Genomic DNA, 17,319 nt, shown 5'->3' with positions numbered 1-17,319 from the left:
GCACACCATGTCGGTCCAGCTCCTCGCGAACGTGCTCATCGGCCTCGCCCTCGTCGCCTTCCTGGCGTACCGGCAGGCGACCTGGCGGTCCCTCGACCCGGCGCGCATCTGGCGGGGACCGCTCGTGATGGCGATCGTCGGTGTGGTCGTCCTCGCACAGACCACGGCGACCGTCACCACCACCGACGTCGTGTTCCTCGGCCTCGAGGCCCTGCTCACCGTCGCCGTCGGCCTCGCGATGGGGGCCATGACCCGGTTCCGCACGGTCACGACGCCGGACGACAAGGGCCGTACGCTGCAGTCCCGCACCGGGTGGCTCGGCGCCGCGCTCTGGATCGTCCTGATCGCCGCCCGCGTCGGGCTCGACGTCCTCGGCGGCCACCTCGGTGCGCACCTGCTCACCTCGACCGGCACGATCCTGCTCGTGCTCGCCCTGAACCGTGCAGCCCGTGCCCTGGTCGTCGACCAGCGCATCCCCCGCGGCGGCGACCGGTCGGCGGCCGCCCGCCGCGGCATGATGGTGCGGTGAGCCTGCCGACCGACCCGGACCGGACCGACCCCGCCGGGGTCCGGTCCGCCTCGGTGCTCTCCTGGGGACTCAACGCCGTCGGGATCGCCGTGGTCGCGTTCTGGTTCGTCCGGAACGGCCTCCTGCTGCACCACCCCGCGTGGGTCTGGGCCGTCGGGGCCGTGGCGCTCGCCGCCTGGGCCGTCCGCGAAGCGACACGCACGCCCCGCGTCCTCGTCGCCGCAGCCGGCGTGATGATCGCAGCCGGATCGCTCACCGTGGCGCCGACCGACTCGCTGCTGGTGGTCCCGGTGATCGTCGGGCTCGTCATCCTCGGCGCGGACCTGCGTCTGCCGGTCTGGACGGCCGCGGTCGCCGCGCTCGCCGCCGTCGTGGTGGTGGCCGTCACCGCGACGCTCGAGCAGACGTCGGTGCAGTTCGTCCTCGGCGTGAGCGGCGGGCTGCTGCTCGGCGTGCTCGTCGGCTTCAGCCGTCGGCAGGTCCGGATCACGACGGCGCAGGCTCGCGAGACCGAGCGGCAGCAGCAGCGCGCACGGCTCCTCGCCGACCGGTCGCGGGCGTCCCGGGACATCCACGACGTCCTCGCCCACTCGCTCGGCGGTCTGGTGCTGCAGCTCGACGCGGTCGAGGCCCTGCTCGAGGCCGGTCGCGTCGACGAGGCCACCCGCCGAGCCGGCGAGGCTCGCGCGCTGGCCGCGGACGGCCTGGCCGAGGCGCGGCGTGCGGTGCACGCGCTCCGCGACGAACCGCAGCCCGGCCAGCCGGAGCCGACCCGTGCCTCCAGTCCGTCCGCCGACCACGGGTCGGGCCTGACGGCCCTGCTCGACGCGCACCGTTCGTTCGGCGGCGAGGTCGTCGTGCAGGGTGACGCGACCCTCGCGGTCCTCGACGACGCCCACCGTGCCGCCGTGGTCCAGGTCGTCCGGGAGGCCCTCAGCAACGCCCGCAGGCATGCTCCCGGCCGCCCCGTGTCCCTGTCCGTGATCCGGGACGGCGACGCCGTGGACGTCGTCGTGGCCAACCCGCTGCCGAGCGGCGGGCAGGGGGTGCTCGGGATGCGCGAGCGGTTCGCGGAACTCGGCAGCGAGGCCACGGTGGAGGCCGAGCGTTCCGACGACGAGTTCGTCGTCGCCATGCACCTGCCCGTCGACGGCACGCGCGACGCGGACGCTACGGTCGCCGCCGAGGACGACCGCTCGTGACCATCCGGGTGCTCGTGGTCGACGACCAGGCCATCGTCCGCGACGGCCTGGTGACGGTGCTGTCGCTCGTGCCCGACCTGCAGGTCGTCGGGCAGGCGGCCGACGGTGCCGAGGCGATCGCCGCCGTCGACCGGCACGTGCCCGACGTCGTCCTGATGGACCTGCGGATGCCGGGGGTCGACGGGCCGACGGCCACCGCGCGGATCGTCGCCGAGCACCCCGGGGTCGCGGTCCTGGTGCTGACGACCTACGCCGACGACGACTCCATCGTCACCGCGCTGCGGGCGGGAGCTCGCGGCTACCTGACGAAGGACGCCGGACGGGCGGAGATCGCGACCGCGGTGCGGGCGGTGGCCGCCGGGCAGTCGACCTTCGACGCGACCGTGGGGGCGCGGCTGGTGGCGCGCCTCGCCGGTGGTGCAAGTGCCGGTGTCGCTGCTGGTTCCGCTGCGCCTGCGTCACCCGATCCCGGTCCGTCGCTCGGTGCTCGGTTCCCGGACCTCACCCCGCGCGAAGTGGACGTCCTCGAGCGGATCGCGGACGGCCGGACGAACCCGCAGATCGCCGCCGAGCTGTTCCTGACGGTGCCCACCGTGAAGTCGTACGTGAACCAGGTGTTCGCGAAGCTCGGGGTCCGGACCCGGGCCGAGGCCGTCGCCCGCGTCCTGCGCTGACCACCCGCAGCACCCCGTCGTCCCCGGGCGACGCACTGCGGACACGTGAATGCGTACACATGGACGACCAGCGGACGCCAAGACTCGTTGCGTACCGTTGACGTCTGTCGTCACGACGCCAGAGCGTCGATGCGTGTGTGCCCCACACTCCACGCGTCCGCCCGGACACCGTGACCACGACGTGCCCGTGAGCGCCCCCACCGCTCGAGCGTGCGCGCCGTCGGCGTGCTGCTGCGCGCCACCCCTCCGGCCACCCGCGCGCGCTGGCCGTCGAACGCACCGCACCCGATGACGAGTGCACCACTGCTGATCCGCCGCAGGAGACCTCCGTCATGACCGCCGACACCATGAGCGTGCCCACCGCACGCCTCACCACACCGGACACCCACCGGTCCGGGACCCGACCCACCCGGGTGATCCGGGCCTCCCGGCCGTCCCGTGCAGCCCATCCGTCCCGCGCCGCCCTGCCGTTCCGCGCCGCCCTGCCGTTCCACGCCGACCGCGAGACGGCACCCACCTGGATGCGGGTCGTCGGCACGGCGCTGCTCCTCGGCGGTGCCGGCCTGTCCGCCGCCGTGCTCGGCTGGCCCGGGGACGCGCCGGAGGTCGCCCTGCTGGTGCCGGCCCTGCTCGCCGTCACCCTCGGGTCGCTGCTCCTGCTCGCGCGTGCCGGGTTCACCGTCACCGAGCGGCACGTGACCCTGCACTTCCGTCCGCTCCCGCCGCGGCGCATCCCGCGCCGGCGGATCACCGACGTGCGCCTGGTCGAGGCGGACGCGGCCACCTACGGCGGTGTCGGCCTGCGGATCCGTCGTGGCGAGCGTGCGCTCATCCTCACGCCGGGGCTCGGGATCGAGCTCACGGACGACCGGGGCCGGGTCACGTTCGTCCGCACGCGTCGACCGGAGGACGCGATCCGTGCGCTGGCCGGACTGCCGGGCGGGCCGGGAGGCGCGGATCGCGTCGAGCGCGAGCGTCTCGGTTGATCAGGGGCTCGGCTGAGCACGGACCCGGCTGAGGACGGGAATGGAAGCGGCGTGTGGCGGCTTATACACGCCACTGCCGAATCCGGTCAAGCCGGGACTGGACAGCGCGCCACGGAGCGAACTATGATGACAGTTCGCGCTCCCTGGCATCCGTGTCGTCATATTGCGGTCGACGCAGAGTTCTGAGACAGAAACTCATCTCGCCCTGGTGCAGCCGGACCCGTATATGGCGGCGGGTACCGCTCACGGAGATCATCCCACACGTGCACCGACGTTCCGCGTCAAGGCACGCGTCGGCGTGGTCGCAGGGCTTGCATCTCAGGGTTCGCCGAGCGATCAATCCACTCACCTACACACTGCTCGTCAGTGTCGGCCCGACGGGGCCTACCGGAGGTCACACCCTTGGCTGCTGCGCCCAACGCATCCACCAACCCCAAGAACGGTCGCAACCACTCGCGACTCTCGTTCGCCAAGATCACGGACACCCTCACGGTTCCTGATCTGCTCGCACTCCAGACGGAGAGCTTCGACTGGCTCGTCGGCAACGACGTCTGGAAGGCCCGCCTCGCCGAAGGGCAGGAGCAGGGTCGTACCGACCTCGCGCTGCACTCGGGGCTCGAGGAGATCTTCGAGGAGATCTCCCCGATCGAGGACCTCGGCGAGACCATGCAGCTCTCGTTCACCGCGCCGGAGCTCGAAGACCCGAAGTACTCGATCGACGACTGCAAGGAGCGCGGCAAGACCTACGCCGCTCCGCTGTACGTCAACGCCGAGTTCATGAACCACATGACGGGTGAGATCAAGACGCAGACGGTCTTCATGGGCGACTTCCCGCTCATGACCGAACGCGGCACGTTCATCATCAACGGCACCGAGCGCGTCGTCGTGTCGCAGCTCGTCCGTTCGCCCGGCGTGTACTTCGAGCGCCAGCAGGAGAAGACCTCCGACAAGGACATCTACTCGGCGCGGATCATCCCGTCGCGTGGCGCCTGGCTCGAGTTCGAGATCGACAAGCGCGACCAGGTGGGCGTGCGCATCGACCGCAAGCGCAAGCAGTCCGTGACCGTCTTCCTCAAGGCCCTCGGCCTGACGAGCGAAGAGATCATGGACGAGTTCCAGGGCTTCGCGTCGATCGAGTCGACCCTCGAGAAGGACGCCGTCCTCACGAAGGAAGAGGCGCTCAAGGACATCTACCGCAAGCTCCGTCCCGGCGAGCAGGTCGCTGCCGAGGCCGCGCGTGCGCTCCTCGACAACTTCTACTTCAACCCGAAGCGCTACGACCTGGCGAAGGTCGGCCGCTACAAGGTCAACCGCAAGCTCGGCATGGACGCCCCGCTGTCCGACTCGGTGCTCACCGTCAAGGACATCGTCGCGACGATCAAGTACCTGGTGTCGCTGCACGCTGAGCGCACCACGATCGACGGCGTCCGTGACGGCGAGCCGGTGCAGCTGCGCCTCGACGTGGACGACATCGACCACTTCGGCAACCGTCGCATCCGCGCCGTCGGCGAGCTCATCCAGAACCAGGTCCGCACGGGTCTGTCCCGCATGGAGCGCGTCGTCCGCGAGCGCATGACCACGCAGGACATCGAGGCGATCACCCCCCAGACGCTCATCAACGTGCGTCCGGTCGTCGCCGCGATCAAGGAGTTCTTCGGAACGTCCCAGCTGTCGCAGTTCATGGACCAGAACAACCCGCTCGCGGGCCTGACGCACAAGCGTCGTCTCTCGGCCCTCGGCCCGGGTGGTCTGTCCCGTGAGCGTGCCGGCGTCGAGGTCCGTGACGTCCACCCGTCGCACTACGGCCGCATGTGCCCGATCGAGACCCCGGAAGGCCCGAACATCGGCCTGATCGGTTCGCTCGCGTCCTTCGGTCGGATCAACTCCTTCGGCTTCATCGAGACCCCGTACCGTCGCGTCGTCAACGGCGAGGTCACGAAGACCATCGACTACCTCACCGCTTCGGAAGAGGACGACTTCGTCGTCGCGCAGGCCAACGCCCCGCTGACGAACGACTTCCACTTCGCCGACGACAAGGTGCTCGTCCGCAAGAAGGGTGGCGAGGTCGAACTCGTCGCCAAGGACGAGGTCGACTACATGGACGTCTCCCCGCGCCAGATGGTGTCGGTCGCGACGTCGCTCATCCCGTTCCTCGAGCACGACGACGCGAACCGCGCCCTGATGGGTGCGAACATGCAGCGTCAGGCCGTCCCGCTGCTCCGTTCCGAGTCGCCGCTCGTCGGTACCGGTATGGAGGGCTACACGGCCATCGACGCCGGCGACGTCGTCACCGCCGACAAGGCCGGTGTCGTCTCCGAGGTCTCGGCCGACGCCGTCACCCTGCAGCTCGACGAGGGCGGCACGCAGACCTACTACCTGCGCAAGTTCGACCGCTCCAACCAGGGCACGAGCTACAACCACCGCGTCATCGTCTCCGCAGGCGAGCGCGTGGAGCAGGGCGAGGTCATCGCCGACGGTCCCGCGACGGAGAACGGCGAGCTCGCGCTCGGCAAGAACCTCCTCGTCGCGTTCATGCCGTGGGAGGGCTACAACTACGAGGACGCGATGATCCTGTCGCAGAACCTCATCAAGGACGACACGCTCTCCTCGATCCACATCGAGGAGTACGAGGTCGACGCCCGCGACACCAAGCTCGGCAAGGAGGAGATCACCCGTGACCTCCCCAACGTCAGCCCGGACCTGCTGGCCGACCTCGACGAGCGCGGCATCATCCGCATCGGTGCCGAGGTCCGCCCCGGCGACATCCTCGTCGGCAAGGTCACGCCGAAGGGCGAGACCGAGCTGAGCGCCGAGGAGCGTCTGCTCCGTGCCATCTTCAACGAGAAGTCGCGCGAAGTCCGCGACACCTCGCTCAAGGTGCCCCACGGTGAAGAGGGCACGATCATCGGTGTCAAGGTGTTCGACTCGCAGGACGGTGACGACGAACTCGGCTCTGGTGTCAACCAGCGCGTGGTCGTCTACATCGCCCAGAAGCGCAAGATCACCGCGGGTGACAAGCTCGCCGGTCGTCACGGCAACAAGGGCGTCATCTCGACCATCCTCCCGGTCGAGGACATGCCGTTCCTCGCCGACGGCACCCCCGTCGACATCGTCCTCAACCCGCTCGGCGTCCCCGGCCGCATGAACTTCGGCCAGGTGCTCGAGATCCACCTCGGGTGGCTCGCCAAGCAGGGCTGGAACGTCGAGGGCATCCAGGACTGGGCCGAGAACCTGCCGGAGGCAGCGCACAGCGCCGAGCCCGGCACCAAGGTCGCCACCCCGGTGTTCGACGGTGCGTACGAGCGCGAGATCGAGGGCCTCCTCGACTCGACCCTCCCGAACCGCGACGGCGAGCGCCTGATCGGCTCGTCCGGCAAGGCGCAGCTCTTCGACGGCCGCTCCGGCGAGCCGTTCCCGGAGCCCGTCTCGGTCGGCTACATGTACATCCTCAAGCTGCACCACCTGGTCGACGACAAGATCCACGCGCGTTCGACCGGTCCGTACTCGATGATCACGCAGCAGCCGCTGGGTGGTAAGGCGCAGTTCGGTGGACAGCGATTCGGTGAGATGGAGGTGTGGGCGCTCGAAGCGTACGGTGCCGCCTACGCCCTCCAGGAGCTCCTGACGATCAAGTCCGACGACATCCTCGGCCGCGTGAAGGTCTACGAGGCGATCGTCAAGGGCGAGAACATCCAGGAACCCGGCATCCCCGAGTCCTTCAAGGTCCTCATGAAGGAGATGCAGTCGCTCTGCCTGAACGTCGAGGTCCTCTCGGCTGACGGCCAGGCGGTCAGCCTGCGCGACAACGATGACGAGGTCTTCCGCGCTGCGGAGGAGCTGGGCATCAACATCTCCTCGCGGTTCGAGTCGTCCTCTGTCGACGACATCTGATCCCGCCCGTACATCGAAGCCTGAATCAGCAAGAGAGAAGAACATTGCTCGAAGCAACTTCCTTTGACGCCATTCGGATCGGCCTCGCGACCGCCGAGGACATCCGTCAGTGGTCGTACGGCGAGGTCAAGAAGCCGGAGACCATCAACTACCGCACCCTGAAGCCCGAGAAGGACGGTCTGTTCGGCGAGCAGATCTTCGGTCCTTCCCGCGACTGGGAGTGCGCCTGCGGCAAGTACAAGCGTGTCCGGTTCAAGGGCATCGTCTGCGAGCGCTGCGGCGTCGAGGTCACCAAGTCCTCGGTCCGTCGTGAGCGCATGGGCCACATCGAGCTCGCTGCCCCCGTCACGCACATCTGGTACTTCAAGGGCGTCCCGTCGCGCCTCGGGTACCTCCTCGACATGGCGCCGAAGGACCTCGAGAAGGTCATCTACTTCGCGGCGTACATGATCATCGACATCGATGAAGAGGGCCGTCACGCGGACATGCCGGGTCTCGAGAACGAGATGCGTCTCGAGATCAAGACCCTCGAGGGCCAGCGCGACTCGATCATCGCCGACCGCCTCAAGAAGCTCGAGGACGACCTCGCAGCCCTTGAGGAAGAGGGTGCCAAGGCCGACGTCAAGCGCCGCACCAAGGACACCGCCGAGAAGGAGATGTCCCAGGTCCGCAAGTCGTTCGACGAGGACATCACCCGTCTCGAGCGTGTGTGGGAGGACTTCCGCAACCTCAAGGTGGGCGACCTCAAGCCCGAGGACGCCGTCTTCCACGAGCTCCAGGACCGGTTCGGGATCTACTTCGACGCCTACATGGGCGCCGAGGCGATCAAGCTCCGGCTCGAGGCGTTCGACCTGGCCGCCGAGGCCGAGGCACTGCGTCTGCAGATCGCCGAGGGCAAGGGCCAGAAGAAGATCCGCGCGATCAAGCGTCTGCGCGTCGTCAGCTCCTTCCTCGCCACCGGCAACTCGCCGGCCGCGATGGTGCTCGGCGTCGTGCCGGTCATCCCGCCGGAGCTGCGCCCGATGGTGCAGCTCGACGGTGGCCGTTTCGCCACGTCGGACCTCAACGACCTCTACCGTCGTGTGATCAACCGCAACAACCGTCTCCGCCGCCTGCTCGACCTCGGTGCCCCCGAGATCATCGTGAACAACGAGAAGCGCATGCTGCAGGAAGCCGTTGACGCGCTGTTCGACAACGGTCGTCGTGGTCGTCCGGTCACGGGTACCGGCAACCGTGCCCTGAAGTCCCTGAGCGACATGCTCAAGGGCAAGCAGGGTCGTTTCCGCCAGAACCTGCTCGGCAAGCGCGTCGACTACTCGGGCCGTTCGGTCATCATCGTCGGCCCGCAGCTGAAGCTGCACCAGTGCGGTCTGCCCAAGCAGATGGCGCTCGAGCTCTTCAAGCCGTTCGTGATCAAGCGCCTCATCGACCTGTCGCACGCGCAGAACATCAAGTCGGCCAAGCGCATGGTCGAGCGTTCGCGTCCGCAGGTGTGGGACGTGCTCGAGGAGATCATCCGCGAGCGCCCCGTCCTGCTGAACCGTGCGCCGACGCTGCACCGTCTGGGCATCCAGGCGTTCGAGCCGCAGCTCGTCGAGGGCAAGGCCATCCAGCTCCACCCGCTCGTGTGTGCTGCGTTCAACGCGGACTTCGACGGTGACCAGATGGCCGTGCACCTGCCGCTGTCGGTCGAGGCCCAGGCCGAGGCCCGCATCCTGATGCTCGCCTCGAACAACATCCTGAAGCCGTCCGACGGCCGTCCGGTGACCCTGCCTGCACAGGACATGATCATCGGTCTGCACCACCTGACGACCGTCCGCGAGGGCGCCGTCGGTGAAGGCCGTGCGTTCTCCTCGGTCGCCGAGGCGATCCTGGCCAACGACCAGCACACGCTGCACCTCAACGCGATGGCGAAGATCCGCATGACGGGTGTCCACTTCGCCGAGGGTGAAGCTCCCGAGGGCTACGAGCAGGGCGACACCGTGCTGCTCGAGACGACCCTGGGCCGTGCGCTCTTCAACGAGACCCTCCCGGCGAACTACCCGTTCGTCCAGAAGGTCACCGACAAGGGCGTGCTCTCCGCGATCGTCAACGACCTCGCCGAGCGCTACTCCAAGACCGAGACGGCCGCTGCGCTGGACCGGATCAAGGACGCCGGCTTCTACTGGGGCACCCGCTCCGGTGTGACCGTCGCCCTGTCGGACGTCGTGACGCCTCCTCGCAAGAAGGAGATCATCGCGGGCTACGAGATCCAGGCCGCCAAGGTGCAGGGCGAGTTCGACAAGGGTCTGATCACCGACTCCGAGCGTCGCGCCGACCTGATCAAGATCTGGACCGAGGCCACGAACGAGATCGCGCAGGAGATGCGCGACAACTTCCCGGTCGACAACACCATCAACCGCATGGTGTCGTCCGGTGCTCGTGGTAACTGGCTCCAGGTCCGCAACATCGCCGGTATGCGTGGTCTGGTGAACAACCCGAAGGGCGAGATCATCGCCCGCCCGATCATCAACTCGTACCGCGAGGGCCTGACCGTGGCGGAGTACTTCATCGCCACCCACGGTGCTCGTAAGGGTCTTGCCGACACCGCGCTCCGTACCGCGGACTCCGGGTACCTCACCCGTCGTCTCGTGGACGTCTCGCAGGACGTCATCATCCGCGAGGACGACTGCGGCACGACGCGTGGCCTCGAGCTGCCGATCGCGACCGTGGACGCCGACGGCAAGCTCGTCCGCGACCCGCGCGTCGAGAACACCGTGTACTCCCGCACCCTGGCCACCGAGGCCGTGGACGCACAGGGCACGGTCGTGGCAGAGGCTCGCGAGGACGTCGGTGACGTGCTCCTCGAAAAGCTGCTGGCAGCCGGTGTCGAGAGCATCAAGGTGCGCTCGGTCCTGACCTGCGAGTCGGCCGTCGGTGTCTGCGCGAAGTGCTACGGCCGTTCGCTCGCCACCGGCAACCTGGTCGACATCGGTGAGGCAGTCGGCATCATCGCCGCGCAGTCCATCGGTGAGCCCGGTACCCAGCTGACGATGCGTACCTTCCACACGGGTGGTTCGGCCTCGGCCGACGACATCACCCAGGGTCTGCCGCGTGTCACGGAGCTCTTCGAGGCGCGTACCCCCAAGGGCGCGTCCCCGATCGCCGAGGCCCCCGGCCGCGTCGTGGTCGAGGACACGGACAAGGGTCGTCGGATCATCCTCACGCCGGACAACGGCGACGAGCCGTTCATCTACCCGGTGCTCAAGCGTGCGACGCTCCTCATCGAGGACAACCAGCACGTCGAGCTCGGCGAGCAGTTCATCGCCGGCACCGTCGACCCGAAGGAAGTCCTCCGGGTCAAGGGTGTCCGAGAGGTCCAGAAGCACCTGGTCAACGGTGTGCAGGACGTCTACGGCTCGCAGGGTGTGCCGATCCACGACAAGCACATCGAGGTCATCGTCCGCCAGATGCTCCGCAAGGTCACCGTCGTCGACCACGGCGACACCGACCTGCTGCCGGGTGAGCTCGTCGACCGGTCGCGCTACAACGCGCTGAACCGTGCGGCGCTGCAGGAGGGTCGCAAGACCGCCTCGGCTCGCCAGGAGGTCATGGGCATCACGAAGGCGTCCCTCGCGACCGAGTCGTGGCTGTCCGCCGCTTCCTTCCAGGAGACCACCCGCGTGCTCACGCAGGCGGCCATGGAGGGCAAGCAGGACCACCTCGTCGGCCTCAAGGAGAACGTCATCATCGGTAAGCTCATCCCCGCCGGGACGGGCCTCAGCCGGTACCGTGACGTGGACGTGAACGCGACCGAAGAGGCGAAGGCGGAGCGGTACCCCAACCGCATCTTCGCTGACGACTCGTCGTTCTCGGACGCCGACCTGAGCTTCGTCGACTTCGACAGCTTCTCGTCGGACGACTTCACGCCGGGCACGTACAACTGAGCCTGATGTGATCTCACGAAGGCCCCGTCTCCGCAAGGAGGCGGGGCCTTCGTCGTGTCGTCACCACGTGACGGCCTGGAGGCGCGGTGCGGGGCCGCCACGGGCCTCCCGTCCGCCGTGGGGTCGCGTCTAGAGCGCGCGGCCCGCGCCGTTGTCGCGTCCGGAACCGCGTCCGGTCTCGTCGACCAGCGAGAACAGGCTCAGCACGTTGCCGTCGGGGTCGCGGACGTCGAACCAGTCGACCGCCCCGTCGACGCACTCGACGGGGCCGATGTCGATACCGAGCGCGCCGATGCGTGCGTGCTGCGCGGCGACGTCGTCGACGCCGAAGCGGATGCTGACCGGGTTCTCCTCGGCCTGTTCGTCGACGTAGAGCTGGATCCAGATGCCGCCGACCTCGTACTCGGCCACGCCGTCCTCGGGTTCGAGGTCCGGCTCGGTGCGCTCGAAGACCGCGCCGTACCAGAGGCAGGACGCCTCGATGTCGCTGACGGGCAACCCCACGGTCACGCTCGTGATGTCCATGTCTCATCATGTGCCCGGGTGGGGGCGCACGTCGAGAGGGATTCCGCGGCGCCGCGCTGTCCGGCCCGCGTCGGACGGCGCCCTCGTTCCTCCACACCCCCGTGCGACGCCGACGTTCTCCACGGACTGCTCGCCATGGCTCCGGGACCGGTGCGGGGTCCGGGAGGCTGGCGGACATGCACCCTCCGACGACCACCGCGAACCGGCCGAGGCGTCCCCCGGACCGGGGCCGAACCGGTCGTGGACCCCAGTTCTGGGTGCAGCCGGACCCCCTCCGCCCCCTCTTTCTGGGACTGCGGTCGGCGAGGGCCCCAGAAGTAGCGTGGTCGGGCGCCACATCCCTGGTGGCGCATCACCCGACGACGTCTCGCCGTGCGCGAGTCCAAGGAGGCACGGGACTCATGGCGACCCTGTCCGAGATCCTCATCCTGAACGGCGCCCTGCCCATCGAGCACCTCGATGCGATGACGGGTGACGAGGACCTCGACGAGCGCGCCATCCGCGGCCTGGTCGACCAGGGCGTCGTGAGCGAGGCCCAGTTCATCACCGCCCGGGCCGCGTCGAACAACTCGCGCACCGTCCCGCTGAGCGACTACCCCGTCGACGGCACCGCGGTGTCGATCCTGCCGGCGGCCCTGTGCCGGCGCCACGGTGTGCTCGGCGTCGGGTTCGAGGGCGACCTGCTCATCCTCGCGATGGTGAACCCCACGAACGTGCTCGCCATCGACGACGCCCGGACGGCATCCGGTCGCGCGATCAAGCCACTGCAGGTCGAGGAGCGTGACCTCGTCGCTGCCCTCGACCGGTACCTGCGCGCCGACGACGAGCTGAACGACCTGACGTCGTCGCTCGAAGAAGAAGCGTCGACGACCTCGAAGGCGCAGGTCGACATCGCCGACGGCGCCCTCGACGACGTCCCGATCGTCCGGTTCGTGAACCTGCTCGTGTCGCAGGCCATCCAGGACCACGCGTCCGACATCCACATCGAGCCCGGCGAGCACGAGGTCCGGATCCGGTACCGCATCGACGGCGTGCTGCACGAGATGGCGCCGGCGCCGAAGAACATCCAGAACGGCGTGATCAGCCGCCTGAAGATCATGAGCGACATCGACATCGCCGAGCGTCGCAAGCCGCAGGACGGCCGCATGTCCGTGCGGCACGGCGGCCGGCAGATCGACCTCCGTGTCGCGACGCTGCCCACCGTGTGGGGCGAGAAGGTCGTCATGCGGATCCTCGACAACACGAACACCTCGCTGACCCTCAAGGACCTCAACCTCCTCGAGCAGAACTTCCAGGCGTACCAGCGGTCCTACTCGAAGCCGTACGGCATGATCCTGGTCACCGGTCCCACCGGTTCGGGCAAGTCGACGACGCTGTACACGACCCTCAACGCCGTGGCGAAGCCCGAGATCAACGTCATCACGGTGGAGGACCCGGTCGAGTACCGGATGGCCGGCATCAACCAGGTGCAGGTCAACCCGAAGGCCGGCCTGACGTTCGCCTCCGCGCTCCGCTCGATCCTCCGCTCCGACCCCGACGTCGTGCTGCTCGGTGAGATCCGCGACCACGAGACCGCCCAGATCGCGATCGAGGCGTCGCTGACCGGGCACCTCGTGCTCTCGACCCTGCACACCAACGACGCCCCGTCGGCCGTGACCCGTCTGACCGAGATGGACATCGAGCCGTTCCTGGTCGGGTCCGCCCTCGACTCCGTCGTCGCCCAGCGACTCGCCCGTCGGCTGTGCGACCGGTGCAAGGCGCCCGCCGTGTACGAGATCGAGCAGCTCCGGGCGCTCGGGTTCCTGGCCCCCGGCGACGAGATGCCCGCGTTCTTCGCCCCGGTCGGCTGCGCCGTCTGCTCGAACACCGGTTACCGCGGCCGCATCGCCCTGCACGAGGTCATGACCGTGACCGAGGAGATCGAGCGGCTCGCCGTCGGTCGTGCCTCGAGCGCGGAGATCAGCCGCGTCGCCCAGCAGCAGGGCATGCTCACGCTCCGCCAGGACGGCTTCGAGAAGGTCAAGCTCGGCATGACGAGCGTCGACGAGATCCTGCGCGTCGTCGCGTGACCGGGGAACAGGAAGAGCAGATGACCGACTCCGTGTACGACATCACCATGCCCGGCGACGAGCCGGTCGCCGGATGGCACCCCGGCACCCCGGGCGCCGAGGTCGGCTCCCGCCGTGCCGCGCGTCTGGCCGCCGCCGCCGCTCCGCCCGAGCAGGTCTACGACCTGACGGACGACTCGGCGGTGTGGCCCGCGCCCACCGGCACGGCCGTGGCGAGCCCGGTTGCCGGGCCCGTGGGCGTTCCGGTCGCCGCTCCCGTGGCGCAGTCCGCCACTGCTCCGGCGACGCCGCCCGCCGCGGTGCCGTCGTCGACGGCCACCTACGGGTACGCCGAGCCGGCGACCCAGCAGCTGCCGGCCATCGCCTCCAGCGGCGCGCACCAAGCCGCACCGCCGGCACCTGCTCCGGCCCCCGCCGCGGCCTCGGCGGGTGACATCGACTTCGCCCGGCACGCACGCGAGGTCGCCGACCCCGACCTCATCACCGCACTCGCACAGGTCGTCTACCAGGGGGCCTCCGACCTGCACGTCACGGCCGACGCCCCGCCCACCGTCCGCGTCGACGGCTCGCTCCGGCCGGCCGTGCCCGGAGGCGCGTGGTCGCGCGGCAAGGTCATCGCGGCACTCAAGACGCTGCTGTCCGTCGAACAGGCCGGGCAGTTCGACCACGACCAGGAGCTCGACTTCGCGTACTCGCTGTCGCCGGAGTACCGCTTCCGCGTGAACTACTACCAGCAGCGCGGCAACTGGGGCGCCGCGTTCCGCATCATCCCCACCAGGATCAAGACGCTCAAGCAGCTCGGCATCCCCGCGCACGTCGGTGACTTCGCCGGCCTGCCCCGTGGCCTGGTCCTCGTCACCGGCCCGACCGGCTCGGGCAAGTCGACCACCCTCGCCGCGCTCATCGACCTGGTCAACGAGAGCCGTGCCGACCACATCGTGACGGTCGAGGACCCGATCGAGTTCATGCACGACCACAAGCGGTCGATCATCAACCAGCGCGAGGTCGGCGCCGACACCCACTCCTTCGCCTCCGCGCTCAAGCACGTGCTGCGGCAGGACCCCGACGTCATCCTGATCGGTGAGCTCCGCGACCTCGAGACCATCTCCGTCGCGCTCACCGCCGCCGAGACCGGTCACCTGGTGTTCGCCACCCTGCACACGCAGAGCGCACCGGGCACGATCGACCGCGTCATCGACGTCTTCCCACCGCACCAGCAGGGGCAGATCCGCACCCAGCTCGCGGCCACCCTGCAGGGTGTCGTCTGCCAGACCCTCGTCCCGAAGGCCAACGGCGTCGGCCGGGTCGTCGCCACCGAGATCATGACGATCACCCCGGCCATCGGCAACCTCATCCGCGAGGGCAAGACGTACCAGATCACCTCCGCCATGCAGGCCGGCCGTGACCTCGGCATGCACACCATGGACCAGGACCTCGCCGAACTGGTCAACGTCGGCACGATCTCGCGCAAGGCCGCGATGGAGAAGGTGCACGACGAAGAGGGCTTCGACCGGCTCGTCCAGCGCGTCGAGTCCCCGTCCGACTCCTCGGCCGCCGCGATCGCCGCCAGCGGCATCGACTTCGGCGACAAGTTCTCCGGAGGCTACTGATGTCACTCGCGTTCGACTACCGCGGGCGTGACGGCGCCGGCAAGCTCGTCAAGGGCCGCCTCGACGCCGCGTCGGAAGGGGCCGTCGTCCAGCGTCTCCGGGGGATGGGCGTCTCACCGATCGCCATCACCGAGGCCAAGGCCGGCACCGGGCTCCAGACCGAGATCAAGATCCCCGGGTTCGAGAAGGGCGTCGGCCTCAAGGACCTCGCGATCATGTCGCGACAGGCCTCGACGATGCTCACCTCCGGGCTCTCGCTGCTGCGGACCCTGACGATCCTGTCCGACCAGACCGAGAACAAGAAGCTCAAGGACATCCTCGGCAAGGTCCGCGACGACGTCGAGCGCGGCGTCTCGTTCTCCGACGCCGTCGCGAAGTACCCGGTCGACTTCCCGCCGATCATGATCAACATGATCCGTGCGGGGGAGACCGGCGGGTTCCTCGACCAGGCCATGGACTCCATCGCGACGAACTTCGAGAAGGAGCACAAGCTCCGCTCGACGATCAAGTCGGCGATGACCTATCCGGTGGTCGTGCTGTGCATGTCACTTGCCGCCGTCGTGATCATGCTCATCTTCATCGTCCCGATCTTCCAGGACATGTTCTCGTCGCTCGGTGGGCAGCTCCCGTTGCCGACGCAGGTCCTGGTGACCCTGTCACACGCGATGCGTTGGCTCGCGCCGGTCCTCGCGGTCGCCGTGATCGTCGGCTGGCTGTGGTTCCGGGCGAACAAGAACACCGATCGCTTCCGGAGCTTCCGCGACCCGATCATGCTCCGCCTGCCGGTGTTCGGCGGACTGACCCGCAAGATCGTCATCGCGCGGTTCGCGCGGAACTTCTCGAACATGATCGGCGCTGGCGTGCCGATTCTGCAGGCATTGTCGATCGTCGGTCAGGTGTCGAACAACTTCGTCGTCCAGAAAGCACTCGAGCGGGTTGCGGAAGACGTCCGGAAAGGCGAATCAATTGCGGCGCCGTTGGCCCGGGAAAGCATTTTCCCGGCAATGGTCTCGCAAATGGTCGCCGTCGGCGAGGACGCCGGTTCGCTGGAGATCATGCTCGAGAAGATCGCGGTCTTCTACGACTCTGAAGTCGAGTCGACGACCGAGTCGCTGACTGCCCTGATCGAGCCGCTCCTCATCGCATTCCTCGGTGTCGTCGTGGGCGGCATGATCATCGCGCTCTACCTGCCGATCTTCCAGATCACGTCGTTGGTGAAGTAAGGGTCGCCCCTCGTGTGGGGGTGAAGCGCGAGGGGAGACCCCCGTTACTGGGGGCAATTCGGAGGGCTCGGACCCCCCGTTCTCGGGATTCCACCCCGAATCGCCGCTGAATACTCTTGTCAGCGGCGGCGGAGCACTCCCCGGCACATTCTCCCATCGCATTCCCCCAAGAACGGAACCACCATGTACTTCGCTCTCATGGGCAAGCTCGACGCTCGCCGCAAGGGTCTCCTCGAGGACAAGGAGAAGGGCTTCACGCTCATCGAGCTCCTCGTCGTCGTCATCATCATCGGCATCCTCGCCGCCATCGCCATCCCGGTGTACCTGAACGTGCAGAACAACGCGAAGGACTCGGCCGTGAAGAGCGACCTCGCGAACGCGAAGACCGCGGTCATCGCGTACCAGACGGAAAGCGGCAAGCTCCCGGACGGCAGCACCACCGGACAGAAGCTGGTCGCTGACACCACCGAGCTCGGCAAGTACGGGCTGACGGTCAGCGACAACACCAAGGACCTGAAGTACGGCACCACCCCCGCGAGCGGCGCCACGACGTTCTGCATCCAGGAGACGTCGGCCACGGGCAAGACCTTCCGCATCACCGAGTCGACCTCGGTCGTCGAGAAGGCCTGCGGCGCCGCGTAGTCCGCACCAGGAGGGCGACCTGTCGGTTGGCAGGTCGCCCTT

The 17,319-nt window shown here is 68.4% G+C and carries 11 protein-coding genes; 10 read left to right on the top strand and 1 reads right to left on the bottom strand.

The features are described 5' to 3' along the window. Nucleotides 1-7 precede the first annotated feature (7 nt). From DEJ08_RS17125 to rpoC, 6 genes are all read left to right on the top strand, one after another. On the top strand, nt 8-529 hold the full coding sequence (locus DEJ08_RS17125) for a hypothetical protein (RefSeq protein ID WP_111053715.1): 522 nt from the start codon (nt 8-10) through the stop codon (nt 527-529). Then, nucleotides 526-1,731, top strand: a complete 1,206-nt coding sequence (locus tag DEJ08_RS17120) for a sensor histidine kinase (RefSeq protein ID WP_111053716.1) — start codon at nt 526-528, stop codon at nt 1,729-1,731. Before DEJ08_RS17125 ends, DEJ08_RS17120 begins: the two co-directional genes overlap by 4 nt. Next, nucleotides 1,728-2,405, top strand: coding sequence for a response regulator transcription factor (locus DEJ08_RS17115; protein WP_111053717.1), 678 nt, complete (start codon nt 1,728-1,730; stop codon nt 2,403-2,405). The genes DEJ08_RS17120 and DEJ08_RS17115 overlap by 4 nt, the downstream gene beginning before the upstream one ends. Nucleotides 2,406-2,737: 332 nt before the next feature. Further along, nucleotides 2,738-3,391, top strand: coding sequence for a hypothetical protein (locus tag DEJ08_RS17110; RefSeq protein ID WP_111053718.1), 654 nt, complete (start codon nt 2,738-2,740; stop codon nt 3,389-3,391). 402 nt (nt 3,392-3,793) lie between these two features. Further along, a complete protein-coding gene (gene rpoB / locus DEJ08_RS17105; protein WP_071406174.1) occupies nt 3,794-7,282 on the top strand; it encodes a DNA-directed RNA polymerase subunit beta in 3,489 nt (1,162 codons plus the stop codon). 44 nt (nt 7,283-7,326) lie between these two features. After that, nucleotides 7,327-11,208, top strand: coding sequence for a DNA-directed RNA polymerase subunit beta' (gene rpoC, locus DEJ08_RS17100; RefSeq protein WP_110863230.1), 3,882 nt, complete (start codon nt 7,327-7,329; stop codon nt 11,206-11,208). A gap of 129 nt (nt 11,209-11,337) precedes the next feature. Here rpoC and DEJ08_RS17095 read toward each other — a convergent pair whose 3' ends face one another. After that, complete coding sequence (locus DEJ08_RS17095) at nt 11,338-11,733, bottom strand: VOC family protein (protein ID WP_111053719.1); 396 nt, start codon at nt 11,731-11,733, stop codon at nt 11,338-11,340. Between the two features lie 401 nt (nt 11,734-12,134). Between DEJ08_RS17095 and DEJ08_RS17090 the strand changes: the two genes are divergently transcribed. From DEJ08_RS17090 to DEJ08_RS18920, 4 genes are all read left to right on the top strand, one after another. Further along, nucleotides 12,135-13,802 carry a GspE/PulE family protein gene (locus DEJ08_RS17090; RefSeq protein WP_027466747.1) on the top strand — a complete coding sequence of 556 codons (1,668 nt, stop codon included), beginning with the start codon at nt 12,135-12,137 and terminating at the stop codon, nt 13,800-13,802. 20 nt (nt 13,803-13,822) lie between these two features. Beyond that, nucleotides 13,823-15,412 carry a type IV pilus twitching motility protein PilT gene (locus tag DEJ08_RS17085; RefSeq protein WP_284180485.1) on the top strand — a complete coding sequence of 530 codons (1,590 nt, stop codon included), beginning with the start codon at nt 13,823-13,825 and terminating at the stop codon, nt 15,410-15,412. Next, the gene (locus tag DEJ08_RS17080) at nt 15,412-16,635 is read left to right on the top strand and encodes a type II secretion system F family protein (protein ID WP_111053720.1); all 1,224 of its coding nucleotides are present in this window, start codon (nt 15,412-15,414) and stop codon (nt 16,633-16,635) included. The genes DEJ08_RS17085 and DEJ08_RS17080 overlap by 1 nt, the downstream gene beginning before the upstream one ends. A gap of 183 nt (nt 16,636-16,818) precedes the next feature. After that, nucleotides 16,819-17,277, top strand: coding sequence for a type II secretion system protein (locus DEJ08_RS18920; RefSeq protein WP_307810259.1), 459 nt, complete (start codon nt 16,819-16,821; stop codon nt 17,275-17,277). Nucleotides 17,278-17,319: the final 42 nt, after the last annotated feature.

This window comes from Curtobacterium sp. MCLR17_054 (assembly GCF_003234335.2).
Lineage (GTDB): Bacteria > Actinomycetota > Actinomycetes > Actinomycetales > Microbacteriaceae > Curtobacterium > Curtobacterium flaccumfaciens.
This window is presented reverse-complemented; position numbering and strand designations above follow the sequence as displayed.